This window comes from Nonomuraea thailandensis, from assembly GCF_024172165.1.
In the GTDB taxonomy this organism is placed as follows: domain Bacteria; phylum Actinomycetota; class Actinomycetes; order Streptosporangiales; family Streptosporangiaceae; genus Nonomuraea; species Nonomuraea thailandensis.
The window spans coordinates 2,401,531-2,426,242 of sequence record NZ_JAMZEB010000002.1; the positions used below are offsets into that span (position 1 = coordinate 2,401,531).

20 protein-coding genes and 1 pseudogene are annotated in these 24,712 nt (G+C 72.9%); 10 read left to right on the top strand and 11 right to left on the bottom strand.

Features of this window, described 5'->3' with window-relative positions:
- The first annotated feature begins 37 nt into the window (after window positions 1–37).
- A complete protein-coding gene (locus HD597_RS14960; RefSeq protein ID WP_253742757.1) occupies window positions 38–706 on the top strand; it encodes an HD domain-containing protein in 669 nt (222 codons plus the stop codon).
- Here HD597_RS14960 and HD597_RS14965 read toward each other — a convergent pair.
- The 5 genes from HD597_RS14965 to HD597_RS14985 form a co-directional block, all read right to left on the bottom strand.
- Window positions 685–1,803, bottom strand: a complete 1,119-nt coding sequence (locus HD597_RS14965; protein ID WP_253742758.1) for an S-methyl thiohydantoin desulfurase family protein — start codon at window positions 1,801–1,803, stop codon at window positions 685–687. The two genes, HD597_RS14960 and HD597_RS14965, sit on opposite strands and share 22 nt — an antisense overlap.
- Window positions 1,800–2,870 carry an S-methyl thiohydantoin desulfurase family protein gene (locus HD597_RS14970; protein WP_253742760.1) on the bottom strand — a complete coding sequence of 357 codons (1,071 nt, stop codon included), beginning with the start codon at window positions 2,868–2,870 and terminating at the stop codon, window positions 1,800–1,802. Before HD597_RS14970 ends, HD597_RS14965 begins: the two co-directional genes overlap by 4 nt.
- A 3-nt stretch (window positions 2,871–2,873) precedes the next feature.
- Window positions 2,874–4,424 carry a hydantoinase/oxoprolinase N-terminal domain-containing protein gene (locus tag HD597_RS14975; RefSeq protein WP_253742761.1) on the bottom strand — a complete coding sequence of 517 codons (1,551 nt, stop codon included), beginning with the start codon at window positions 4,422–4,424 and terminating at the stop codon, window positions 2,874–2,876.
- Window positions 4,425–4,446: 22 nt separating this feature from the next.
- Window positions 4,447–5,760: a purine-cytosine permease family protein gene (locus tag HD597_RS14980; protein ID WP_253742764.1), complete on the bottom strand. Its 1,314-nt coding sequence runs from the start codon at window positions 5,758–5,760 to the stop codon at window positions 4,447–4,449.
- A 123-nt stretch (window positions 5,761–5,883) separates the two neighbouring features.
- Window positions 5,884–7,062, bottom strand: coding sequence for a cysteine desulfurase-like protein (locus HD597_RS14985; RefSeq protein WP_253742766.1), 1,179 nt, complete (start codon window positions 7,060–7,062; stop codon window positions 5,884–5,886).
- A gap of 9 nt (window positions 7,063–7,071) precedes the next feature.
- Between HD597_RS14985 and HD597_RS14990 the strand changes: the two genes are divergently transcribed.
- The 3 genes from HD597_RS14990 to HD597_RS15000 are packed head-to-tail and all read left to right on the top strand — an operon-like array spanning window position 7,072 to window position 10,694.
- Window positions 7,072–8,118 carry a winged helix DNA-binding domain-containing protein gene (locus HD597_RS14990; RefSeq protein WP_253742768.1) on the top strand — a complete coding sequence of 349 codons (1,047 nt, stop codon included), beginning with the start codon at window positions 7,072–7,074 and terminating at the stop codon, window positions 8,116–8,118.
- A 25-nt stretch (window positions 8,119–8,143) separates the two neighbouring features.
- Window positions 8,144–9,574, top strand: coding sequence for a WS/DGAT/MGAT family O-acyltransferase (locus HD597_RS14995; protein ID WP_253742769.1), 1,431 nt, complete (start codon window positions 8,144–8,146; stop codon window positions 9,572–9,574).
- A gap of 16 nt (window positions 9,575–9,590) precedes the next feature.
- A complete protein-coding gene (locus tag HD597_RS15000; RefSeq protein ID WP_253742771.1) occupies window positions 9,591–10,694 on the top strand; it encodes a winged helix DNA-binding domain-containing protein in 1,104 nt (367 codons plus the stop codon).
- A gap of 186 nt (window positions 10,695–10,880) precedes the next feature.
- Here HD597_RS15000 and HD597_RS15005 read toward each other — a convergent pair whose 3' ends face one another.
- On the bottom strand, window positions 10,881–11,513 hold the full coding sequence (locus HD597_RS15005) for a TetR/AcrR family transcriptional regulator (protein ID WP_253742773.1): 633 nt from the start codon (window positions 11,511–11,513) through the stop codon (window positions 10,881–10,883).
- A 149-nt stretch (window positions 11,514–11,662) separates the two neighbouring features.
- On the opposite strand from HD597_RS15005, the pseudogene HD597_RS15010 reads away from it, so the two are divergent.
- Window positions 11,663–12,625 (top strand): annotated as a pseudogene (locus HD597_RS15010) (RNA polymerase sigma factor); the annotation flags it as partial.
- A 383-nt stretch (window positions 12,626–13,008) separates the two neighbouring features.
- Window positions 13,009–13,776: a class I SAM-dependent methyltransferase gene (locus HD597_RS15015; protein WP_253742775.1), complete on the top strand. Its 768-nt coding sequence runs from the start codon at window positions 13,009–13,011 to the stop codon at window positions 13,774–13,776.
- Window positions 13,777–13,819: 43 nt separating this feature from the next.
- On the opposite strand, the gene HD597_RS15020 is transcribed toward HD597_RS15015, so the two are convergent.
- Window positions 13,820–14,563 carry an alpha/beta fold hydrolase gene (locus HD597_RS15020; protein WP_253742776.1) on the bottom strand — a complete coding sequence of 248 codons (744 nt, stop codon included), beginning with the start codon at window positions 14,561–14,563 and terminating at the stop codon, window positions 13,820–13,822.
- Between the two features lie 92 nt (window positions 14,564–14,655).
- Here HD597_RS15020 and HD597_RS15025 point away from each other — a divergent pair, with 92 nt between their 5' ends.
- The 3 genes from HD597_RS15025 to HD597_RS15035 all read left to right on the top strand — a co-directional run bounded on the left by HD597_RS15025 (window position 14,656) and on the right by HD597_RS15035 (window position 16,888).
- Entirely contained in the window at window positions 14,656–15,615 is a 960-nt protein-coding gene (locus HD597_RS15025) for an adenosine deaminase family protein (RefSeq protein ID WP_253742778.1), read from the top strand.
- A 28-nt stretch (window positions 15,616–15,643) separates the two neighbouring features.
- Window positions 15,644–16,474 (top strand): TIGR02569 family protein, encoded by an 831-nt coding sequence (locus HD597_RS15030; protein WP_253742780.1) that lies wholly within the window; start codon window positions 15,644–15,646, stop codon window positions 16,472–16,474.
- Window positions 16,475–16,561: 87 nt separating this feature from the next.
- Window positions 16,562–16,888 (top strand): nuclear transport factor 2 family protein, encoded by a 327-nt coding sequence (locus tag HD597_RS15035; RefSeq protein ID WP_253742782.1) that lies wholly within the window; start codon window positions 16,562–16,564, stop codon window positions 16,886–16,888.
- A gap of 24 nt (window positions 16,889–16,912) precedes the next feature.
- Here HD597_RS15035 and HD597_RS15040 read toward each other — a convergent pair whose 3' ends face one another.
- The gene (locus HD597_RS15040; RefSeq protein WP_253742783.1) at window positions 16,913–18,925 is read right to left on the bottom strand and encodes a beta-galactosidase; all 2,013 of its coding nucleotides are present in this window, start codon (window positions 18,923–18,925) and stop codon (window positions 16,913–16,915) included.
- 22 nt (window positions 18,926–18,947) lie between these two features.
- Window positions 18,948–21,260, bottom strand: coding sequence for a beta-xylosidase/alpha-l-arabinosidase (locus HD597_RS15045; RefSeq protein ID WP_253742785.1), 2,313 nt, complete (start codon window positions 21,258–21,260; stop codon window positions 18,948–18,950).
- A gap of 211 nt (window positions 21,261–21,471) precedes the next feature.
- Here HD597_RS15045 and HD597_RS15050 point away from each other — a divergent pair, with 211 nt between their 5' ends.
- A complete protein-coding gene (locus HD597_RS15050; RefSeq protein ID WP_253742786.1) occupies window positions 21,472–22,497 on the top strand; it encodes a LacI family DNA-binding transcriptional regulator in 1,026 nt (341 codons plus the stop codon).
- A 303-nt stretch (window positions 22,498–22,800) separates the two neighbouring features.
- Here HD597_RS15050 and HD597_RS15055 read toward each other — a convergent pair whose 3' ends face one another.
- Both HD597_RS15055 and HD597_RS15060 read right to left on the bottom strand, forming a co-directional pair.
- Window positions 22,801–23,448, bottom strand: a complete 648-nt coding sequence (locus HD597_RS15055) for a response regulator (RefSeq protein WP_253742788.1) — start codon at window positions 23,446–23,448, stop codon at window positions 22,801–22,803.
- 4 nt (window positions 23,449–23,452) lie between these two features.
- Window positions 23,453–24,640: a sensor histidine kinase gene (locus HD597_RS15060; RefSeq protein WP_253742790.1), complete on the bottom strand. Its 1,188-nt coding sequence runs from the start codon at window positions 24,638–24,640 to the stop codon at window positions 23,453–23,455.
- Window positions 24,641–24,712: the final 72 nt, after the last annotated feature.

Genomic DNA, 24,712 nt, shown 5'->3' on the forward strand with positions numbered 1-24,712 from the left:
GCTTCAGGCAGCCTGAAGGTTCGCGAAAGGAACTCCGGTGGAACACGACTCCCTGCCCTTCCCCCGCACCGACCTCGCCACGGCCGCGATGCGGCACGCCAGGGACATCGAGGATCCGGCCATCTTCAACCACAGCATGCGCACCTACCTGTTCGGCCGCTTCATCGGCGAGCAGCAGGGGCAGCACCCCGGCCTCGACTACGACGACGAGCTGCTGTTCCTCGGCTGCGTGCTGCACGACGCGGGGCTGGGCGAGACGGCGCTGGGCGACAGCGAGCAGCCGTTCGACATCGACGGCGCCGACCACGCCGTCACCTTCCTCACCGGCCTCGGGGTGCCGCCCGAGCGCCTGGAGGTCGTCTGGGACGCCATCGCCCTGCACCTGCACCCCGACATCGCCCTGCGCAAGCGGCCGGAGATCGCGCTCGTCTCGGCGGGCGCCGGCTTCGACCTCGGCCCCCAGGGGCCCTACACCCTCCCGGCCGGTTACGCCGACCGCGTCCACGCGGCACTTCCCCGCCTGCGCGGCTCAGCCGCCCTGTACGACGCGATCGTCGCCCAGGGCCTGGCCAAGCCCCACAAGGCTCCGCCGTTCACCCTGACCGGCGAGCTGCTGCGCCAGCACACCGGCCAGAGCTGGCCCACCTGGCAGGAGCTGATGACCCAGCAGCCGAGCTGGAACGACTACGGCTCCCCGGCTGCCTGACCGGACACGACCTCCTCGACGGGCCTGAACGCGTACGGCAGGCCGAACGCGGACGGCCCGAACACCGCCAGCGCCTCCGGGGTGCGCATGAGGGCGGGCGTGGAGATGCCCACGACCGTGATCCGCTGGCCGTACCGCAGGCTCTCGGTGGTGATCGGCTCGGCCTGCTCCGCCTCCAGCACGCACACCAGGTCGGGGACGACGCAGCGGGCCTGGCCGTCCACCAGCGCCACCAGGTGCTCGTTCTGGAACATCAGCTCCAGCTCGTGCCGCCCGTCGAACGACACGGCCACCGCCCTGCCGCGGGCGAAGCCCGCCTCGGTGCGCCGTTCGACGTCGGTGACCTTCCCGGAGAACAACACGCGCAGGTGCCCGTACAGGGTGTCGCGCAGGGCCTCGGCCAGGGCCGCGACCGGGTCGGACGCGCCCTGCCTGGCCAGCCTGAGCGTGCGGCCCACGGTCCGGGCCAGCGACAGCGTGCGCGGCACCGCCGTGCGCTTGACCTGGGCGCCGGTCATCGGGTACTCGGCGATGTGCGCCACGCCGCCGAGCCGGATCGTGACGCCGCGGGCCAGCCACTCCATGCGCGCGTTGTCGGCGCCGGTGTCGATGATCGTGGTCTCGCCGCGCTCCCCGGCCACGACCATCGGCGAGCCCGGCACCCCGTACACCGCGAACGTCTCCATCTGCAGCTCGGGGAAGGCGCGCCCCATGCCGTCGGCGTCCACGACGGGCAGGCCGGTCCTGGCGGCGACGACGAGCGGGATCATCGAGTTGATGCCGCCGCACTCGATCGGCATGGTCGCGCCGGCCCTCCTGCCCAGGTGCGCCTCCAGCGCGCGCAGCGCGGCGACCGGCTCGGTGCCGCGCGGCAGCTTCTCGTGCACCACCGTCGGCGCGCCCATCTGGGCGGTGGGGATGACCAGCGTGTCGTCGTCCAGCTCGTCCGGGTCGAGCACGGTGACGGGGCCGTGCTCGCGGATGGCCTCGCGCACCAGCAGGTGCCCGACGTACGGGTCACCGCCCCCGCCCGTGCCCAGGACGGCGGCGCCGCGGGCCAGGTCGGGCAGGTCCTGCTCGGTCAGCTCCCAGCTCATCCGTTCGCCCCGACGGGGTCGAGGTCGTAGCCGAAGTACCGCGGCCCGGCCAGCGCCAGCCCCTCGGGGGTGTGCCAGCGCGGGTCCGCGGGGGCGGCGATGACCGTCACCCGCTGCCCGAACCGCAGCGCCTCGGTGGTGACGGCCTCGCCGCTCTCGCGGTCCAGGGTGCAGATCAGGTCGGGTACGGTCGCCCGCACCCGCCCGTCCACCTCGGCGACCAGGTACTCGTTCTGGAAGCGCAGCGTCAGCGCGCTCCCGGCGTCGCCGTCCAGGCCCGACAGGGTCGCGGTGCCGCGGGCGAAGCCGGTCACGGTGCGGCGCTCGACGTCGGTCACCTTGCCGGTGAACAGCGTCGAGCCGCCCAGCCGGGCGACCACGGCGGCCACCGGGTCCGCGTGCGCGGCTCGCGCTTCGCGGACCAGCCTGCCCAGCTCGGCGCAGAGGCTGAGGGTGCCGGGCACGAGCGAGTCGCGGGCCTGGGCGCCGCTCATCGCGTACGAGCTGATCATGGCGGAGCAGCCCATGTCGATGGTCGCGGAGCGGGCCAGGCGCTCGGCCCAGTGGTTGTCCACGGTGTCCAGGACGGCACGGTTGCCCTTCTCGTCGGCGATGGCCATGGGGGTGGCGCGCACGCCGTACAGGGTGGGCAGGACCATCTGGATCTCGGGGAAGGCGCGCCCCATGCCGTCGGCGTCCACCAGCGGCAGCCCGAGCTGCGCCGCCGCGACCACCGGGATGAGCGAGTTGACGCCGCCGGCCTCGGCGCAGGCGATGTGGGTCAGGCCACTGCCGAGGTGGCCGCTCAGCGCGCCGGCCGCGGCGGAGACCTGGTCGACCGAGGGCAGCTTCTCCACCATCACGGTGGGCGCGCCCATCATGGCCACCTGTACGAGGGCGGCGTCGTCGGGCAGCTCCTCCAGCGAGCACAGCTTCACGGGGCCGTACTCGCGCACGGCGGAGGCGGCCAGCAGCCGGCCGATGTGCGGGTCGCCGCCGCCGCCCGTGCCGAGGACGGCGGCGCCGGTCGCGATGTCGTCCAGGTCCGCCAGGGTGATCTCGCGCATGTGTCAGCGTCCCTTCGCGTCGGTGAGCTGGAGTTCGCCCACGGCCTTGGCCCTGATGCGGGTGGCGTTGCCGGGCAGGTACGGGATCGGCACCTCGTCGAAGTCCACGATCCGCACCGTCGAGGGGGACGCGCCGGCGGCCACGGCCCGGTCCACGGCCTCCTGCTTGGCGGCGTCCACGACGGCGTCGCGGCGGCCGGGCTCGACGGCGTACACGCGGTCCACCTCGCCGCCGATCTGGGCGATGGCCGCGCCGATCGCGTTGGCCACGGCGTAGTGGTCGGGCCGCCGTACCTCGCCCGCGCCGGCCAGCTCGTCCGGCAGCAGCACGGAGCCGCCGCCCACGGCCACGACCGGGAGCGGCTCGGCGGAGGTGCGCATGCGCTCCACCACGTCGGCGACGTCGTCGGCGATGCGCCGCAGCGCCGCCTCGACCAGGCTCCTGTCCAGGTGCGCGACCAGGGAGGGGTCGCCGATCTCGGCCCGGCCCGCCGCCACGGCGATGTCGGTGGCGGTCAGCGTGCCGCCGCCGAACACCAGTGCCCTGGAGGTCAGCTCGTAGCCGACGGAGTCGGGGCCCACGGCCGCGTCGCGGACCAGGCTGCCCCCGCCGATGCCGATGGACAGCACGTCCGGCATGCGGAAGTTGGTGCGGATCCCGGCCACGGTCACGTCGGTCGTGGCCTCGCGGGGGAAGCCGTGCCGCAGCACGCCCACGTCGCTGGTGGTGCCGCCCACGTCCACGACCGCGCAGGTGTCCAGCCCGGACAGCACGGCGGCGCCGCGCATGGAGTTGGTCGGCCCCGAGGCGAACGTGGCCACCGGGTAGCGGCGGGCGAAGTCCACGTCCATGAGCGTGCCGTCGTTCTGGCTCAGGTACAGCGGCGCGGTGATGCCCGCCCCGCTGACCGAGGAGGCCAGGCCGTCCACGATGTGCGCGGCCAGCTCGCGCAGCGCGGCGTTGATGATGGTGGCGTTCTCCCGCTCCAGCAGCCCGATCCGGCCGATCTCGGAGGACAGCGAGATGGCCGCGTCCGGCAGCTCGGCGGCGACGATCTCCGCCGCGCGCGCCTCGAACTCGGCGTTGACCGGCGAGAACACCGAGGTGATGGCGACGCTGCGCACCCCGGCCTGGCCCATGTCGGCGGCGGCCTTGCGCACCTCGGCCTCGTCCAGCTCGGCGATGTGCCTGCCGTCGAACTCGTGGCCGCCGTGCACCAGGTAGCCGCGACCGGACACCGCCTCGATCAGCCGCCCGGGCCAGTCGACCATCGGCGGCAGCGACGCCCCCGCGGGCAGGCTCAGCCGCAGCGCCGCCGTCGGAGCCAGCCTGCGCGCCTCGACCAGGGCGTTGATGAAGTGCGTCGTTCCGATCATCACCGCCCGCACGTCCGCCGGGTCGAACGGCCGCTGCTCCTGCAGCCCCGCGATGGCGGCCACGATGCCGGACGTGACGTCGGCGGTGGTGCTGGTCTTGACGGCGGCGAGCACCTGCCGCCCGTCCAGGAGGACGGCGTCGGTGTTGGTGCCGCCCACGTCGATGCCGATACGCACGTGATTTCCCCTCACTTGTCTCTCAGACCCGCGCCTGCTCGGTACGGCCGGCCCCCACGCCCCGCACCAGCCCCAGCTTCCCGGCCACCACGTAGAGCACGAACGCGACGACCAGCGAGTTGATGCTGCCGAGCCCGATCTCCACGAACCTGCCCACCAGGGCCGCGACCAGCCAGATCACCAGCGTGGCCGGCACCCAGGCCGGAGCCTGCTCCGGCAGCCGCCCGCTCGCCCTGGCCGCCTCCAGATCGCCGCGCCAGCGCCGGACCACGAAGTACTCGGCCACCATGATCCCGGCGATCGGCGGGAACGCCACGCCGAGCAGCGTCAGGAACTCGGTGAACGCGCCCAGGATGCCGGCCGCGGCCAGCACGCTGCCCACGACGCCGATCAGCGCGGTGGCCAGGCCGCGGTGCACGCGCCTGCCGAAGACGGTGCCGACGAAGTTCACCAGGCCGAGGCCGGAGGAGTAGAGGTTCCAGTCGTTGATCTTCACGGTGCCCGCGACGATCACCAGGATGCCGACCCAGCCGACCGACGAGGTGACGATGGTGGTGATCTCGCTGGTGCCGACGGCGTGCGCCAGCAGCACGCCGGCCATGCCGATGACGTACTCGCCGAGCGTGACGCCGACCACCGTCTGCTTGACCACGTCCGCGACGCTGCGGTTGAACCGGGTCATGTCCGGCGTGATGATCGAGCCCACGATGAACCCGCCCGCGACCAGCGTCGTCCCCTCCAGCAGGCTGAGCTGCGGGCCCGGCGGCGCCGAGGCCATCAGCGCGCCCACGTCGTGCCGGGACAGCTCGCTGATGATCGACCAGCCGACCAGGACGAGGAACGCGGGCACGGTGACGTACGCCGTCCACGCCATCGAACCGAAGCCCCACAGCACGATCGAGGTGACCACCAGCCCGAACACCAGCGACCAGCCCCACTCGGGCAGCACGCCCACCAGCGCGGCCAGCCCCTGAGCCGAGACCGCCGACTGGATGCCGAACCAGCCCACGAGGCTGATCCCGATGGCCAGCCCGATCAGCGCCGACCCGGACCTGCCGAACCCCGTCCAGCGGGCCAGCATGGAGGTGGACAGCCCCTCCCGCATCCCGATGATGCCGACGAAGACGGCGACCACTTCGAGGATGACGGCGCCCAGGGTGAGCGCCAGGAACGCCTCCCAGAACCCCATCCCGAAGCCGAGCGTGGCGCCGAGCAGGAACTGGCTCAGCGCGGAGACCTGGCCGAACCGCTGAACGGCGACCGACCACCAGGAGTAGCGGGCGCTCTGGGGGACCCTGGTGAGCGCGTAATCGTCGACACCGACGGCTGAGGCCATGCCGGGCTCCTTCGCAGGCGGGGGTGTTGCTTAGCCGCCCACCATAGGAGCTGGTCAAGCGGGTGTCAGTGGTGACATCCCACAGCCGGCACGGCCTCGCTGTGCATCATGCACACCCGGCGGTCACGCCAGGCGGGCCACCCCCTCCAGGAGGCGGTCCACGTCCGAGCGGTCGTTGTAGTGCACCAGGCCCGCGCGGACCGCGCTGCCCGTGTCGCGGATGCCGAGCGCGCCGGTCAGCTCCCAGGCGTAGCTGTGACCGCTCCACACGTTCACCCCCAGCCTGGCCAGGTGCTCGGCCACCTGGCGCGGGGCGTGGCCGACCACGTTGAAGTACGCGGTCGCGGTGCGCCTGGCCGGCTTGCCGTACACGGTGACGTGCGGCATCGTCTCCAGCCCTTCGACGAGCACCGAGAACAGCGCCAGCTCGTGCTCCTCCGCGGCGGCCATCGAGGTCAGCAGGCGCTCGCGACGGTTGCCCGTGCCCGGCACCATGGCCGCGAGGTGGTCCACGGCGGCGGTCACCCCGTCGAGGTCGGCGAACGGCAGCGTGCCTGTCTCGAACCGGTGCGGCACCGTGTCGGGCGAGGAGGCCAGCTTGTCGGGCGCGATCGTCTCCAGCAGCGCGGGGTCGGCGATCACGGCGCCGATGTGCGGGCCCGACCACTTGTAGGCGCTGGTGGCGTAGAAGTCGGCGCCCAGCGCCCGCATGTCCACGGGGCCGTGCGGGGTGGCGTGCACGCCGTCCACGTACATGAGCGCGCCCGCCCGGTGCGCCAGCTCGGCGATGGCGGGCACGTCGGGGCGGGTGCCGAGGATGTTGCTGGCCGCCGTGACGGCGACGACCTTCGTCCGCTCGTTGATCAGGCCGGCGTACTGCTCGACGGGCAGCTCGCCGGTGACCGGGTCCACCTCGGCCCAGCGCACGGTGGCGCCGGTCTGCGTCCAGGGGCGCACGTTGGCGTCGTGGTCCAGCCGGGAGAGCACCACCTCGTCACCGGGGCCGGCCAGGGCCCGGGACAGGCGGTAGGTGAGGGTGGTCATGTTCTGGCCGAGGATCACCCCGTCGGGATGGCCGCCGACCAGGTCGGCCACGGCGGCGCGGCAGGCGGCCACGATGGCGTCGGAGCGGTGGCTGGCGGGGAAGGCGCCGCCGACGTTGCCGATCCCCGTCCGGTAGGCGGTGGCGATGGCGTCGATCACGGGCCGGGGGGTCTGCGTGCCGGCGGCGCCGTCGAGGTAGGCGAATCCGTCGGACAAGGCGGGGTACGTGGCGCGTACCTCTTTGATGGGGAAAGGCATGATATGTAGATGCTCAACCTTCGCGACCTCAACCGTGCCACCCTGGCCCGTCAGCATCTTCTCTCGCGCCACGAGGGGGACGTGGCCGACGTGGTGCACCGGCTGGTGGGGTTGCAGGCGCAGGAGCCGCGCCCGCCGTACCTGGGGGTGTGGACGCGGCTGGCCGGGTTCGAGCGCGAGGACCTGCACGCGGCGCTGCACGCGCGCACGCTGGTGCGCGCCACCCTGTGGCGGGCCACGCTGCACCTGGTGACGGCCGCCGACTTCGCGGCGTTCCGGCCGCTGGTGGCGCCCGTGCTGGCCGCGGCGGCGCGCCGCTTCGACGGGGTCGACTTCGACGCGGTCGCGGCCGCCGCCGGACGGCTGCTGGAGGCGGGGGCCATGACGTTCAACGAGCTGCGGCCCCGGCTGCTGGAGGAGTTCCCTGGCGTGAACGACCGGGCGCTCGGGTACGCCGCCCGCATGCTCACCCCGCTGGTCATCGAGCCGACCGGGGACCGCTGGAGCTTCCCGCGCGACCCGGCGTTCGGCCTGCCCGGCGTCCCGATGTCGCCCGCGGACGCGCCCGCCCTGATCGAGCGCTACCTGGCCGCGTTCGGCCCCGCCACCCCCGCCGACGTGCAGACCTGGTCGGGGCTCGGCGGGCTGCGCCAGGTCATGGCCGGCATGGACCTGGAACGGGTGACCTACGCCGGGCGCGAGCTGTTCGACCTGCCCGGCGCGCCCCGGCCCGGCGGCGACGTCCCTGCCCCCGTGCGGTTCCTGCCCGACTTCGACACGCTGATCCTCGGCCACGCCGACCGCACCCGCGTGCTGGCCGAGGAGCACAAGGGCTTCGTCGCCACCAAGAACCTGCGGGTGCGGGCCGTCTACCTGGTCGACGGCTTCGCGGCCGGCACCTGGCAGATCAAGCGCTCGGGCAAGAAGGCCAGGCTGCTCGTCACCCCGTTCGGCAGGGCCGATCTGGGCCCGCTGGAGGAGGAGGGGCTGCGCCTGCTGGCCTTCGCCGAGCCCGACGCCGGCTCCCTGGCACTTGAAGCGGTGGACGCAGTCTGATTGGTTCGGTGGCGGAGGTGTGACGATGCCACAGCTGACCGCCCTGGACGCGCAGTTCCTCCATTTCGAGACCGCCACCAACATCGCCAACATCGCCGGCCTGGCCGTGCTGGAAGGCGATCTGAACCGGGCCGACCTCCAGGCCCTGCTCGAACGCAAGCTCCCGTACGTGCCCGCGTTACGGCGCCGGCTGGCCACCGTGCCGCTGGGGCTGGACCACCCGTACTGGGTGCAGGAGGACGATCTCGACCTCGACTACCACGTACGCGAGATCGGCCTGCCGCCGCCCGGCGACGACCGGCAGCTCGCCGACCAGGTCTCGCGCCTGCACGCCCGCAGGCTCGACCGCGGACGCCCGCTCTGGGAGATCTACCTGATCCACGGGCTGTCCGGCGGCCGCATGGGCCTCTACACGAAGATCCACCACGCGGCCGTGGACGGCATCGGCGGCGCCGACGTGCTGGCCGCGCTGCTCGACCTCGCCCCCGAGCCCGCGCCGCCGCCCCCGCACCCGCCCGAGCGGGACGAGCCGCCGCCCGCGCCGCTGGCCATGGTGGCGCGCGGCCTGGCCAGGCTGGCGGGCAACCCCGCCGGCGCCGTGCGCTTCGCCGCCCGCGCCGTGCCGCACCTGGACGAGATCCCCGTCGTGTCCTGGATCCCCGGCGCCGCGGCCGTCTCCGGGCTCGCCCGCCGCCTGGCCGGCAGCGGCCGGGCGCCGGACCTGCCGGCGCTGCCCGCGCCCAGGACGCCGTTCAGCGGGCCGCTGTCCGGGCACCGGCGCTTCGCGTTCGTGTCGCTGCCGCTGGAGGAGATCAAGCAGGTGCGCAAGGCGTTCGGGGTCACGGTCAACGACGTGGTCATGGCCGTGTGCGCGGGCGGGCTGCGCACGTGGCTGGCCCGGCACGGCGGGGTGCCGCGGCAGCCGCTGGTGGCCGGGGTGCCGTTCTCGCTGCGGGTCGTGGGCGACGAGGGGCCGGGCAACCAGGTGGCGATCATGACGGCGCCGCTGGCCGTCCACGTCGCCGACCCCGCCGCGCGCCTGCACCACGTGCGGCACGCCATGCACCGGATCAAGGACAGGTTCGCGCTGGCGCCCGCGCGGTGGCTGCGCGAGTTCAGCGAGTCGATGCCGGCCGCCCTCATGGGGCTGGCCTCACGCTCGGCGTTCGCGCTGGTCGGGCAGGCCGCGCCGCCGATCAACGTGATCATCTCGAACGTCCCGGGCCCCCAGTTCCCCCTGTACGTGTGCGGCGCGCGGCTGCTGTGCCACTTCCCCGTCTCGGTGATCACCGAGGTGAGCGGGGGCGTGAACATCACGGCCTTCTCCTACGACGGCTCGCTCGACATCGGCATCGTCACCGACAGGGAGATGGTGCCGGACGCCTGGGAGCTGGCCGGCCACCTGCGCGACGCCCTGGAGGAGCTGCGCAACGCGGAAGGGAACTTGCCGCAATAGTTTCTACGCTGCTCGTATGACGCAGACCCCCGAGCTCGGCCTCCGCGTACTCAACCGCACCACGCTGGAACGGCAGCTCCTGCTGAACCGGTCCGGGATGTCGGCCGCCCAGGCGGTCGAGCGCCTGGTGGCGGTGCAGGGCCAGGAGATCGACGCCCCCTACATCGGCCTGTGGACCCGCCTGGCCTCCTTCACCCAGGACGACCTCGCCACGCTCCTGTACGGCAGGCAGGTGGTGCGCGGCTCGCTGCTGCGCGGCACGCAGCACCTGACGCTGGCCGACGACTACGTGTGGATCCGGCCGCTGGCGCAGGTGATCCTGTCGCGTACCCGGCAGGCGGCGTTCGGGCGGCTGATGCGCGAGGTGGACCTCGAGGAGCTGGCGGCGCTGGCGCGCGGCCACCTGGCCGGGCGCACGCTCACCCGCCCGCAGCTGCGCGACCTGCTTCGGGAGCGGTGGCCCGAGGTCGACCCGACGGCGCTGGGCTTCTCGGCGCAGGCGCTGGTGCCGGTCGTGCACACGCCGCCGAACGGGATCTGGGGCAAGGGCGGGCCGACGCCGTTCACGCTGGCGGAGGAGTGGCTGGGGCGGTCGCTGGAGCCGGCGCCGGCGGTCGAGCGGCTGGTGGCGCGGTACCTGGCGGCGTACGGGCCGGCGAGCGTGATGGACGTGCAGATGTGGTCGGGGCTGACGCGGCTGCGCGCCGTCATGGAGGCCATGCCCGGCCTCCGCCGTTATCACGATGTTTCCGGACGTGTCCTCTACGACCTGGCGGACGCGCCGCTCGCCGCCGACGACACGCCCGCGCCCGTCCGCTTCCTGCCCTGGTTCGACAACCTCATCGTGGCCTACGCCGACCGGAGCCGGATGATGACCGCCGGGCAGCGCAGGGCGGTGTGCGTGGGGGCGGTCGTCTACCCCACCTTCCTCGTGGACGGAACTGTCGGTGGCGTGTGGGACCTTAAGCACGGCGTGCTGACGGTCGAGCCCTTTCATCCGCTGCCGGATGAGGTGATGGGGGAGCTGGCCGCGGAGGGAGCGCGCCTGATGGCCTTCGCCGGGGTGGAGGAAGGGGAGATCGCATGGTTGCCGCCCGGCAGCTCCGTGACGGCCCCATGAGGGGGCGCGGTGGCGTGTCCCGGTCACCGGCCGAGGCGGCCTGACGTGTGCGCCCGGCTGAGTGGAGCTCCCCTGACTGCCCGGTGGAGCGGGCCCGGCGTGCGTGCCGAGTCCAGGGGGCGCGCGCCGCTTGCGCGGCGACGTGGGCTCGTCCGCTGGGCGCGCGGCAGGGCGGTGGCGGGGCGTTCAGCGGATGGCGTAAGCGCCGATGGCGGGCTCCAGCAGGTCGAAGACCCGGCGTGCCATGGCGCCGAGCGCGGCGGCGATGCCGTCCTCGTCCACCTCGCCCGCCAGCATGCGGGCCTGCAGCTCACGGAAGAGCAGCCGGTCCGCCGCCGCGAGCTGCGCGGCCACGGCCCGCGCGGCGACCGGATCCCCCGGCGCCTCCTGTACGAGATGCCGGGCCAGGGCCTCCTCGCGCTGGTCGTGCAGGTCACGCAGGCGCGCCACCAGGGTGGGGCTGTCGGCGACCATCCGGGCGAAATCGCGCCCGGTGAAGCCGATGACCGGGTCGCGCCGCTCCAGCGCCGCCAGATACGCCCCCCGCACGGCTCCGAGCGCCGACTCCCCGGCCGGGCGGCGCGCGACCGTCTCCGCCAGGCCCGCCGCGAACTCCTCGTGGTGGTCGAGTGCCAGGTCCTCCTTGCGCGGGAAGTAGTTGGTCACGGTCATCTTGGCGACCCGGGCGGCGGCGGCGATGTCGGCGATCGTCGTCCGGTCGAAGCCACGTTCCAGGAACAGTTGGGTAGCGTGGTCAGAGATGGCCTGCCGAGTCTCTCGCTTCTTCTGTTCCCTCAACCCCAAGGTGTCGGTGCTCATGGCCCTAGTCTTCCACAAAAAGTTAGGTTCGACCTTATTTTAGGTTGACTCTCTGCTAGAGGATACCTAAAGTTAGGTGCGACCTAAACTTAGGCCGCCGTCCATCATCCAAAGCGAGCGAGGAGAGAGTTTTGTCCCAAGCAGCAGAGGTTCTCGAACTGGACGACACCAGCGCTGAGGCAGGCGCCGACGGTGGCGCGGCCGTCGGCGCCGACTCGGTCAAGGCCTACCTGAAGGAGATCGGCCGCGTGCCCCTGCTCACCGCCGAGCAGGAGATCGACCTCGCCAAGCGCATCGAGGCAGGGCTGTTCGCCAGGGAACGGCTCGACACCGAACCAGCGCTTTCCGGCCAGTTGCGCGCCGATCTGGAGTGGATCGCCGACGACGGCCTGCGTGCCAAGCGCCGCATGCTGGAGGCCAACCTGCGGCTGGTGGTCTCGATCGCCAAGCGCTACACCGGTCGCGGCATGCTCTTCCTGGACCTGATCCAGGAGGGGAACCTGGGGCTGATCCGGACGATCGAGAAGTTCGACTACCAGCTCGGCTACAAGTTCTCCACGTACGCCACCTGGTGGATCAAGCAGGCCATCACCCGCGCCATGGCCGACCAGGCGCGGACGATCCGCATCCCCGTCCACATGGTGGAGCTGATCAACAAGGTCGCGCGGGTGCAGCGGCGGCTGCAGAGCGACCTCGGGCGCGAGCCCACCCCCGAGGAGATCGCCAAGGAGAGCGAGCTCGAGGTCGAGCGCGTCATCGAGGTCCAGCGGTACGGGCGCGAGCCGATCTCCCTGCACACGCCGCTGGGGGAGGAGGGCGACAGCGAGTTCGGCGACCTCATCGAGGACACCGAGGCGGTCTCGCCGGCGGACGCGGTCTCGTTCACGCTGCTCCAGCAGCAGCTACGGGCCCTGCTCGACCAGCTCTCCGAGCGCGAGGCGGGCGTGATCAGCATGCGGTACGGCCTCACGGACGGCAAGCCCATGACGCTGGACGAGATCGGCCGCATCTACGGCGTCACCCGCGAGCGCATCCGCCAGATCGAGGCCAAGACCATGTCCAAGCTCCGCCACCCGTCCCGCTCCCTGGCCCTGCGCGAATACCTGAGCTGACCGCCCACCCGAGCGCCACGCGCCGGCCGCGTAAGCCGGACGGGTGCCCGGGCCGGTCCCTACCCGCGCCGGGTGGTCGCGCGAGGCAGGCCGCCACCTGCGCCAGGCGATGCGTTGGACAGGCAGGCGCCAGAGGCGGGTTGCCACGCCAGGCGGGCTGCCACGTCGGCCAGGTCGCCACGCCAGGCAGGCGGTCGCCTGAGCCGGGGCCGCAGCCCCGCATGCGCCCGATGAGGGCCTCCGCCATCACCCTCCCCTCACCCCCGCAGGGCAGCGGAGGAGGAGGGCAGGCGGTGGGGGGACAGAAAGGCTGCGCAAACGGGAAATCAAGAGTGTCGCGACAGCCCTATGGCCGGCCGCACCCCTGACCTACATTCCAAGGCGTGAAACGCTCCCGATCGAGCCTCGTCCACCAAGCGACGTACGCCGTCAAGAACCCACACAAGATCATCCCCCACCTGCGGCGCCTGGCCCGCGACACGTGGTTCAGGCTGCGTACGCGGGACCACATCGGCTACTACAGGGCCGTCATGAAGTCCGACACGGCCCGCGACCCCGAGGGCGCCGTCGGCTCCCACACCCACAAGCGGTGGCTGGCGCTGGGCCGCATGCAGTTCGACTACCTGGTGGAGCACGGCCTGAAGCCGGAATGCCGGATGCTGGAGATCGGCTGCGGCAACCTGCGGGCCGGTCGCCTGTTCATCGACTACCTGCACACCGGCAACTACTACGGCATCGACATCTCGCCCGACATCCTCATGGCCGCCCAGAACACGATCCTCCAGCACGGCCTGGCGGACAAGCTGCCCTACCTCACTCCCGTACGCGACCTGCGCTTCGCCTTCCTGCCCGACGAGCACTTCGACGTCGTGCACGCGCACAGCGTCTTCTCGCACTCCCCGCTGGACGTGATCGAGGAGTGCTTCGCCCACGTGGGCAGGGTCATGAAGCCCGGCGGGTGGTTCGACTTCACCTTCGACCGCACCGAGGGCAGGGAGCACCAGGTTCTGCGGGAGGACTTCTACTACCGCACCGAGACGCTCGTCGCGCTGGCCGGCAGGCACGGCTTCGACGCCACGTTCATGGACGACTGGGAACGGCTGCCGCACAAGCAGTCGAAGCTCCGCCTCACCAAGCGGCCACCCGCCTAGGCTCCGGCGTACGGCGATCCACCGGTGGGGGCGGGCCCGGCGGCTACTTGCCCACCTCGCGCCAGAACTCCTCCAGCCTCGCCGCCCCCGCCGCCGGATCCTGCAGCATCCACCAGTGGCCGAGCCCGGGCAGGCCGGCCACCGCCGCGCCCGCCCTGGCCGCGCTCGCCCGCGCCACGTCCGCAGCCAGGTACGGATCCTCGGAAGGCACCAGCGCCAGCCCCGGCACCGGAATGCCGGTGAACGCCGGCGACCACTCCTCCGCCACCCGCACCGCGGACCGGTAGAGGGCCAGGATGCTCTCGCCCATCTCCCTGTCCACCGCGCCGGCGATAGCCGCCACGTGCTCGCGCGGCACGCCGATCCCTCCGAACGCCTCCGCCCGCGCCTCGGCCGGCATCGCCGTGAGCTGCTCGAAGAACTGCTCGCCGGCGCCCGGCGTCTGCCACAGCCGGGCGGCGTCGTGCCAGCGGAAGCCGGGATGGGCCAGGCCGGGGGCGTCGGTGACCCAGGAGCGGACGAGCTCGGGCTGCAGGCTGACCAGCCGCACCACCAGGCCGCCGCCCCAGTCGTGGCCGACGAGGTCGATCTCGTCGTCGCCCATCGACTCCAGCTCGGCGGCCAGCCAGGCCACGTACTCCTCCTTCGTCGAGCCGAACCCCTCGGGCCGCGGGCAGCCGAAGCCGGGCAGCCGCAGCGCGCGCACGTCCTGCCGTCGCAGGGCAGCGCGCAGCGGGTCCCAGACGGCCGGCGTCTCGGGGACGCCGTGAACCAGCACAACGGTCATGATCCGCTCCTCCCTCCAAGGGCCCCGTCTGCGACCGTACGTCCGGAAATCGAGCTGCGGGCGGTCCGGGCGGCCCCTTAAGGTGGTCGCACGTGAGAGACGTACGGACGTTGCCCAAGGCCCACCTGCACGTGCACCTGGAGAGCACCGTACGGCCGGGGACCGTGCGCGAGTGGGGCGGCCCGCCGGAGCCCGACGGAGGTTTCACCACCTTCAGGCAGTTCGCCGACCAGCGGGCCAGGGTGCGCGAGCTGCTGACCACGGCCGATCGGTTCCGCCGGGTCGCCGTGGAGTTCTGCGCCGACGAGGCGGCCCAGGGCACCCGGTACGTCGAGGTCACGTTCACGGCGGCCTCGCACGGCGAGCGCGTCGGGGATCCGGAGATGCCGCTGGAGGCGGTGCTCGACGGGCTGGCCGAGGGGCAGGCCAGGCACGGGATCGAGTGCCGGGTGCTGCTCGACCACTCCAGGCGGCGGCCGGTGGAGCGGATGTGGCAGACGTACAAGCTGGCCCTGCGCCACGAGCGGGTGATCGGCATCGGCCTGGCGGGTGACGAGAGCTACCCGCTGGCGCCGTTCGCGCAGGTGTGCGACGCGGCCAGGGACGCCGGGCTGCACCTGGTGCACCACGCGGGGGAGGCGGCGGGCGCCGGCAGCATCCGGGAGGCGATCGAGCTGGGGCACACCGAGCGGCTCGGGCACGGCATCCGGGTGCTCGACGACGCCGCGCTGGTGGCCGAGGTGCGCGAGCGGGGGCTCCCACTGGAGGTCTGTCCCTCGTCGAACGTGCTGCTCGGGCTCGTGCCGTCGCTGGCCGAGCATCCGCTGCCCCGGCTGCGGGAGGCGGGGCTGGCCGTCACGGTCAACACGGACGGGGAGACGGCGCTGGCGGCGGAGTACCTGCGGTTGCGGGAGGTCTTCGGCTACGGGGACGCGGAGCTCGCGGCGTTCGCCACGGCGTCGATCGACGCGTCGTTCGCGCCGGAGCAACTGAAGGCCCGGCTCAGGGCGGACGTCGCCGCCTGGCTCGCGACCCCGCCCGCCTCCTCGTGACCGCTGGGCCGCCGCAGGCGGGCTCGCCATGAGCGCCGCGCACCGGGCCCTCCCGGCAGAGGACAGGCCGCCGCCTGCCGGTGTCCTGGACGCCTACGGGGTGACGGCGGCCGAGCCGGTCTGGATGGGAGGCGCGTGGCGGGCCGGGAACCTGGTGCTCAAGAGGGTCGGGTTCCTGCCGGAAGCTCGGTGGCGGGCCGGGGTGCTCGCCGCCCTGCCCCCCTCGCCCGCGTTCCGGGTGCCTCGTCCGGTGGCGGGGGCGGACGGTGCGTGGGTGACGCGGGGCTGGGAGGCGTACCGGCTGGTGCCCGGAGAGCCGGACGTGCGCAGGCAGGACGAGGTGCTGCGCGCCGCCGCCGCCTTCCACGAGGCGGTCGCGCACCTGCCCCGCCCCGCCTTCCTGGACGTGCGCGACGATCCCTGGTCGCGCGGCGACCGGGTGGCGTGGGAGGAGCTGCCGGCCCCGTCCGATGCGGCGGGGCTGCTGGAGCCGCTCCTCCGGGTGCGGCGCCCGGTCGAGCTCCCCTCGCAGGCCGTGCACGGGGACCTGCCGGGCAACGTGCTGTTCGCCGCCGGGCTGCCGCCGGCGATCATCGACTGGCCGCTCTACTGGCGGCCACCGTCGTGGGCGGCGGCGGTCGCGGTCGCCGACGCCCTGTGCTGGTACGGCGCCTCGCCCGCGCTGGCCGCCCGCTGGGCGCACCTGCCGGAGTGGGGCCAGATGCTGGTACGGGCGCTGATCTACCGGATCGTCACCCACGACACGGCACACGGCCCGGCCGGCTGGACCTCCGACCAGGTCACGGCCTACCGGCCCGCCATCGAGGTCGCGACCGCGTACGCCGAGGAAGGCCCCTGAGCGGCGGGCCGAACGAGGCGCGAGCCTGTACGCCCTGTCCAGGACACCGTGAAGTAGCGCGAGCCTGCACGCCCCGTCCAGGACACCGTGAACAGGTCCGTAGCAGCCGGTCCAAGGGACGCCATCACCCGCTTCCTGGCCGTCGACTTCCACCGCCTGTTCGTGGCGGACGTGTCGCTGGACTTCCGCGGCTTCTACGCCGACGGCGACGTGGTGGTCGTGGCGGAGACCATGACGGCCACGCCGGCCGGCGGCAACCCCTACCGCAACGACTGCTGCTTCGTCTTCGAGCTGCGCGACGGCCCGATCCACCGCGTACGCGAGTACATGGACACGGCCGCCGGCCACCGCATGCTGAGCGGGGGCACGACCGGCGCCCCCGCTCAGGCCGTCACGGGCGGGCGGTCCGGATGACCGCCGCGCCCGTGGCCTCGCCCGTTACGCGCGGGCGATCTGGATGACCGCCGCGCCCAGCGGCGCCAGCGCGACCTCGCCGGACACCTCCTGGCCGGTGAGCAGGTCCGTCCCCTTCCCTCCCACGGGGACGGACGCGCCCGCCTCGGCGCTGTGGTTGAGCAGGAACACGTAGTCGTAGGCGTCGTCGCCGCGCACGGTGCACTCCACGTGCGCGGGAACCCCCTCGAAGCGCGAGCGCACGCCCGCCTCCCCGACGACCCGCGCCACGGTGGCGTCGAACGCCTCCTGCTCCAGCAGGGTCGCGAAGTAGACGACCCGCCCGGCGCCGTAGGCGTTCTCGACCACGGCGGCCCGCCCCTCCAGCAGCCCGTCCGCGTACGTGGCCAGCGCCTTGCCCGACTCCAGGTGCAGGTCGTCGCGCCACCAGGTCGCCGTCGTGCGCCGCCCGTCGGCGAACGTCACGGCGAACTCCTCGTGCGGCCGCGCCGGCCAGTACTCGTCGATCTTGGCCCCGATGAGCTCGCGGAACGCCCCCGGGTAGCCGTTCGGCCTGACCCGGTTGTCGGCGTCCACGACGCCGGAGAAGAACGACATGATCACGGTCCCGCCGTTCCGGGCGAACTCGTGGATGCGCGCGACGGCCTCGTCGTCGATCAGGTACGCGTTCGGCACGATCAGCACCTTGTACCCGTCCAGCGACGAGGCGTGGCCCACCACGTCCACCGCGTGGTGGCGCTCCCACAGCGGCGTGTAGTGCCGCATGACGGTGTCGGTGTAGCTGAAGTCGGAGCGCGGCAGGCCGAAGACCTCCTCCAGCCCCCACCAGCCGTCCCAGTCGAACATGATCGCGATGTCCGACCGCGAGCGGGTGCCGGCGACCGGGGCGAGCCGCCCGACCTCCCGGCCCAGGTCCTTGATCTCCCTGAACGTGCGCGAGTCGGGCCCGGAGTGCGGCAGCATCGCCGAGTGGAAGCGCTCCTGCCCGCCGCGGCTGGCCCGCCACTGGAAGAACATCACCGAGTCGGCCGCCCGCGACACCGCCTGCAGCGAGCCGAGCCGCATCCGGCCGGGCTCCTTGACGATGTTGAGCTGCCACTGGCTGACCGCGCTGCTCGACTGCTCCATCAGCATCCACGGCTGCCCGCCCTTGAGGGAGCGGAACAGGTCGTAGTTGAAGGCCGCCGACACGTGGGAGTCGGCGTCGGCCGGGTTCGGGTAGATGTCGAGCGCGGCCGCGTCCTCCTCCGGCGCCCACTTCCAGTAGTCGGCGTGGCGGAAGAAGCGCATGAAGTTGGTCATGACCGGGATGTCGTCGCGGAAGGAGCGCACGATGTCCCGCTCGGCGAGGTAGCACTCCAGCAGCGCGTCGGAGGTGAAGCGCTTGAAGTCGAGCCTGCGGGTGGGGTTCATCCAGGTGCGGGGGATGTGCGGGACGTCGACCTGCTCCCAGTCGGTGTAGACCTGGCCCCAGAACCGGGTGGTCCACGCCTCGTTCAGCCGGTCGAGGGTGCCGTACCTGCGCTTGAGCCAGGTGCGGAAGTTGGCCGCGGCGGCCGGGCCGTACGACGTGGGGCCGTACTCGTTGCTGATGTGCCACATCGCCAGCGCCGGGTGGAAGGAGTAACGCTCGGCCAGCTTGGTGGTGATCGAGGCCGCGTACTCGCGGTAGACGGGTGAGGACGGGTCGTACTGCATGCGGTTGCCGAAGCCGAACGGATGCCCGTCCTCCCTGATGGGGAACACCTCGGGGTGCAGGTGGGTGAGCCAGACGGGCGGCGCGGCCGTGGGGGTGGCCAGATTGACGCTGATGCCGTTCTCGTGGAGGAGATCCATGATCTCGTCCATCCAGCCGAACTCGTACTTCCCGGGCTCGGGCTCCAGCGAGGCCCACGCGAAGACGCCCAGGCTGACGGTGTTCACACCGGCCTCGCGCATCAGCCGGACGTCCTCCTGCCACACCTCGCGGTCCCACTGCTCGGGGTTGTAGTCGCCGCCGAACGCGAAACCACCCACCCGGCGCCGGAAATTCTCCATGCGCGACATGCCACTGCTCCCGTCAGTTGTGATCTTCAATGGAAACGTCCGTCAGGCGGCGCTCCGAGCCGGTGAGCTCGTGCACCGGGCCGGTCAGCGTGACCGTCCGCTCGTCCACCACGTCCGCGACCGAGCGGCGCACGGACAGGCCGACCTCGCCGGGCTCGACCACGCGCCGCCCGTCCCTGCCGGTGAACGACAGCAGCCGGGCCGGCACGTCGAACGCGACCCGCGCGCTGCCGCCGGGCGGGAGCTCGACGCGGGCGTAGCCGACGAGCTGGGCGAGGGGGCGGGTGACCGAGGCGATCCGGTCGGCGGCGTACAGCTGGACGACCTCCGCGCCCGCCCGGTCGCCGGCGTTGCGCACCACCACCGAGCAGCGGATCGGCTGCCCGGCGGGGACCTCGCCGGCCTCGACGGTGAGGCCGGCGTACTCGAAGCGGGTGTAGCTGAGGCCGTGCCCGAAGGGCAGGACGGGGGCGGGGTCGAGGTTGCTGACCGAGCCGGCCCCGCCGAGCCGCGGGTGCAGGTAGCTGTAGGGCTGGCTGGCGGTGCCGCGCGGCATGCTCATCGGCAGCCGCCCGGACGGGTTCACGGCGCCGCTCAGCACGCGGGCGATCGCACCCGCGCCCTCCTCGCCGGGGAAGTACGCCTGCACGACCGCCGAAGCGCCCTCGATGATCGACGGCACCGCGTACGCGCGGCCCGTCATCAGCACCACCACGGTCGGCGTGCCCGTGGCCAGCACCGCCTCGGCCAGCTCCCGCTGCGCGCCTGGCAGGTCGAGGCTCTCCACGTCGCAGCCCTCGCCGGAGGTGCCCCGGCCGAACAGCCCCGACCGGTCGCCCAGCACCAGGATCGCGACGTCGGACCCGGCGGCCAGGCGGGCGGCGCCGGGGATGCCCTCGCGGTCGCCGTCGTCCACGCCGGTGCCCTTCGCGGTGCTGATCCGCGCTCCGGGCAGCTCCGCGCGCAGCGCCTCCAGCACGGTCGGGGCGGCGATGCCGGTCTCGACCCCGGGGAAGTGCGGCAGCACGTGCTGGACGAAGGAGTAGCAGCCGAACAGCGCGGCCACGTCGTCGGCGTTCGGCCCGACGACCGCGATCTGCTTCCCCTCGGCCCGGAGGGGGAGCACGCCGTCGTTGGTGAGCAGGATGACCGACTCCTCGGCCAGCCGCCGCGCCAGGTCGCGGGAGCCGGCGTCGTCGAGGTCCACGGGCCCGGACGGCTCGGGGTCGTAGTCGTCGTCGAGCAGCCCGAGCTCCGCCTTCTGCCGCAGCACGCGGCGCAGCGCCCGGTCGATCAGCGACTCCTCGATCCGGCCCTCGGCGACCGCCCGCTCCAGCGGCTCCAGGTAGGCCACGCCGGTCGGCAGCTCGACGTCGATGCCGGCGGTCAGCGCCTGGACGGCGGCGTCCCCGGCGTCGGCGGCGACCGCGTGCAGGGTGTGCAGGAACGCCACCGCGAAGTAGTCGGCGACGACCGTGCCCTCGAAGCCCCACCGCTCGCGCAGGATCTCGGTGAGGTAGTGGGCGTCGGCGGCGATGGGGATGCCGTCGATCTCGGCGTAGGAGTTCATCACCGAGCCGGCGCCCGCGTCGCGCACCGCGACCTCGAACGGGAACAGCAGCGTGTCGGCCACCTCGCGCGGGCCCGCGTGCACGGGGGCGAGGTTGCGGCCGGCGCGGGAGTTGGAGTAGCCGACGAAGTGCTTCAGGGTGGCGATCACGCCCGTGGACTGCACGCCGCGCACGTAGGCGGCGGCGATCGTGGCGACCTCGTACGGGTCCTCGGAGACGCACTCCTCGACCCGGCCCCACCGCTGGTCGCGGATCACGTCGAGCACGGGCGCCAGGCCCTGGTGCACGCCGAGCGAGCGCATGCTCTCCCCGATCCTGCGGCCCATCTCCGCCACCAGGTCCGGGTCGAACGAGGCGCCCCACGCCGGTGGCACCGGGTAGGTGGTGGCCTGCCACGCCGCCAGCCCCGTCAGGCACTCCTCGTGCGCGAGCGCCGGAATGCCGAGCCGCGTGTTCTCCCGCAGCCAGCGCTGCCGCGCGGCCAGCGCGGTGCGGGCCCATTCCGGGTCGACGGGCCGGGTGCCGAAATGGCGGGTGATCTGGCCGACGCCGTTCTCGGCGAACGCCTCGAACTGCACGTCCTCGCCCTGCATCGAGTCCTGCAGCGGGGCGACCACGCCCTCGTCCCGATTGACGTTCAGCCACACGCCCACGAGTTGCGCGAGCTTCTCGCCGAGCGTCATCTCCGCCAGCAGTTCCTCGACCCGCCGGGACCGTCGTCCGGCGAGATCCGGCTGCTCAACACGTGCAGGCATACACCCTCGTTCATGCGCATCAAACGTCCGGAAAGTTTCTGAGTAACTTTCCGAAAGATTATCGTGACATTATCGATCAAGTACGGTAGGGTCCTGCTCGCAACCCTGTCAACAGCGCGTATCAAATGGCGGCACCTCATCAATTTCCCAGGTGAAGACGCCACCTAGTTTCAGGTGGGTTTTCCGAAAGTTTCAACACGCGGGAGGTCCTGTGCCTCGAGCCACACTGGCCGACGTCGCGGCGGCGGCCGGAGTCTCGGTGCCGACGGTGTCCAAGGTGCTGAGCGGCAAGAAACACGTCTCCGCCGCCACCAGGGACAAGGTGCTCGAAGCGGTCCGGACGTCCGGCTACGAGGCCCCGCGCCCGCCCACCGCACCCCGTGTCGGCGTCGTGGACCTGCTCATCGACGGGCTCGGCTCCCCGTGGGCCCAGGTGCTCATCAGCGGCGCGGAGAAGGCGGCGGCCCGGTGGGGCTTCTCGCTCGTCGTGACCTCCTCCGCGCGCGCCGACTTCGACCTGCGGCGCTGGATCGGGATGGTGCGCAAGCGCAACACCGACGGCATCGTGCTGGTGCTCTCCCGCGCCGACCAGCGCGAGATCGCCGCCCTGGAGGAGCTGCTGCACGTGCCGCTCGTCCTGCTCGACCCGGTCGGCCAGCGCGACCCGCGCCTGTCCACCGTCGGCGCCACCAACTGGCTGGGCGGCGTCATGGCCACCACCCACCTGCTGGAGCTCGGCCACACCAGGATCGCCTTCATCGGCGGGCCGCTCGACACGCAGTGCACGCTCGACCGGTACGAGGGGTACCTGGCCGCGCACCGCACGTTCGGCATCGACTCCGACCCCGCGCTCACCCGCTACGGCGACTTCCTGGTCGGCAGCGGCAAGGGCTTCGGCGGCGAGCTGCTCGACCGCGACGACCCGCCCACCGCCGTCTTCGCCGGCAACGACCTGCAGGCCGCCGGCGTCTACCAGGCGGCCACCGAGCGCGGCCTGCGCGTGCCCGACGACCTGTCCGTCGTCGGCTTCGACGACTCGCTGCTGTGCGAGACGCTGTCGCCGCCGCTCACCACCGTCCGCCAGCCGCTCGACGACATGGCCAACGAGGCCGTCCGGCTCGTGTACGAGGAGCTCACCCACCCGAAGGGCCCCGCCGGCACCCGCATCGAGCTGGCCACCACCCTCATCGTCCGCCGCAGCACCGCGCCACACGGCGAGAAACCGGTGCGTACATAGACGAACCCGTTTATTGTGACGATCCGGCAGGCCGTGACCCCCGTCACACACGCAGGACGTACGCCGGTGAATCCCGGGTTCCTGATCAGAGATCCGCGCACGCCTGTACGCCAGGGAGCGGCGCACCGCGCTCACCCTGCAGAGCAGCCGGCCACCTGTCGCCGGTGCTCGTCCAGCCCGACGGGGTGGCCGAGACGCTCCCGGTCGCGCCGGGCCCGCCGCTCGGCATCGGCGCGGAGCCGTTCGAGTGGCCAAGGCGCTCTGAGCGGGCCCGCGTGCGCATCCTCGCCGGGGAGCCGCGGCTCAGAGCAGGCCCGCGTCGCGCACCTTCATGGCCACGACCACCCGGTTGTCGGTGCCCAGCTTGGCGAAGATGCGCGTGATGTTCGCCTTCACCGTGGCCACGCTCACCGACAGGTCCCGCGCGATCTCCGCGTTGGAGCTGCCCCTGGCCACCTCCACCGCCACCTCCCGCTCGCGCTCCGTCAGCGACTCCAGCTCCCGCGCCGCCTCCGGCCGGTGCGGCTCGAAGCGCCCGGTGGCCGCCGCGATCACCTGCTGGGCGACGCTCGGCGACAGCACCGGCTCGCCGCGCGCCACGGCCCGCACCGCCTCGATCATCTTCGGCGGCGGCGTGTCCTTCAGCAGGAACCCGCTCGCCCCGAGCTGCAGCGCGCGCAGCACCATGTCGTCGGCGTCGAACGTGGTCAGCACCAGGATCCGGGGCGCGTCGCGGCGGCCCAGCAGCAGCTCGGTGGTGGTCAGGCCGTCCTGCTCCGGCATCCGGATGTCCATCAGCACCACGTCGGGCCGCAGGTCGCGGATCACCGCCATGGCCTGCTTCCCGTCGCCCGCCTCGCCGGCCAGCTCCAGGTCGGGCTCGCCGCCCAGGATGAGGCGCAGCCCCGTGCGCACCATCGGGTCGTCGTCCACGATCACCACTCTGATCACGGGGTCAAGCCTCCCACGGCAGCAGGGCGTCCAGGACAAACCGCCCGTCCCGTACGTCGTGGGTGATGGTGCCGCCGGCCATCCGGGTGCGTTCGGCCAGGCCGACCAGCCCGAGCCGGCCGCCGGGCCCGGCGGCCGCGCCGGCGGGCGCCGGGTTGCTCACCCGGATCCGCAGCCCCGATCCCGGCCGCCCGCCGAGCTCGGCGCGCACGGAGCTGCCGGGGGCGTGCTTGCGCGCGTTGGTGAGCGCCTCCTGCACGATCCGGTACGCGTGCCGCCCCGTCTGCGCCGGCAGCAGCTCCTTGCGGTCCACCGAGTCGTCCACCTCGACCCGCTGACCGGCGGCGCGCACCTCCGCGAACAGGGCGTCCAGGTGGTCCAGCGTCGGCTGCGGCGCGTCGGGGCCGCCGCTGCCGCGCCGCAGGGTGCCGAGCACGGCGCGCAGCTCGTTGAGCGACTGGTGGGCGTTCTCCTGGATGGCCAGCGCGGTCTCGCGCGTCTGCTCGGGGCTCAGGTCCCGGCGGTAGGCCAGGCCGCCCGCGAGCATCGTCAGCAGCGAGATCCGGTGGGCCAGGACGTCGTGCATCTCCTGGGCGATCTTGAGCCGTTCCTCCAGTTTGGCCTGCTCGATCCGCTGGGCCTGGGACGCCTCCTGCGCCGCCCGCTGCGCCTCGGCCAGCTCCCGCCGCCCGCGCAGGTAGAGGCCGAAGACGGTCAGCGCCGTGAGCCCGACGCCGCCCACCAGCGCGTACAGGGCGGTCAGCAGCCAGTTGCTCTGCCACCACAGGGTGGAGGCGACGATGCTCAGCCAGAACACCACCGCGACCGGCACCACGTGCCGCTGGCGGTGGTGCATGGCCAGCGAGGCGAACGCGACGACGGCCGGGCCGTTGAGCGTCCAGGAGAAAACGGTCGGCACCGCCGTGAGCAGCGCCACCTGCCACGGCCACCGCGTCCGCCACCGCAGCAGCACCAGGCCCGCCGCGCCGAGCGCCACGTCGAGAAGCCGCATCGGAAGCATGGCGCCGGCCTCCCCGCCGCGGCCGGACCAGGTGGCCGCCAGGAGGAGGACGAGCAGCAGCGGGGCGGCGGCGATCAGGTAGAGGGCCGCGGTGCCGAGCGTGTCCGGAGACCTGGGGGAGGGGCGGCGGGCCTGCGGCGGGAGGTCGGCGGGGTCGTGGAGGTCGGGCACGGGCTCCAGCCTAGAGACCCCTTGGCCGGCGCTTCAGCTCCCCAGGTCCATCGCCGTAGCGACTCAGGTCCA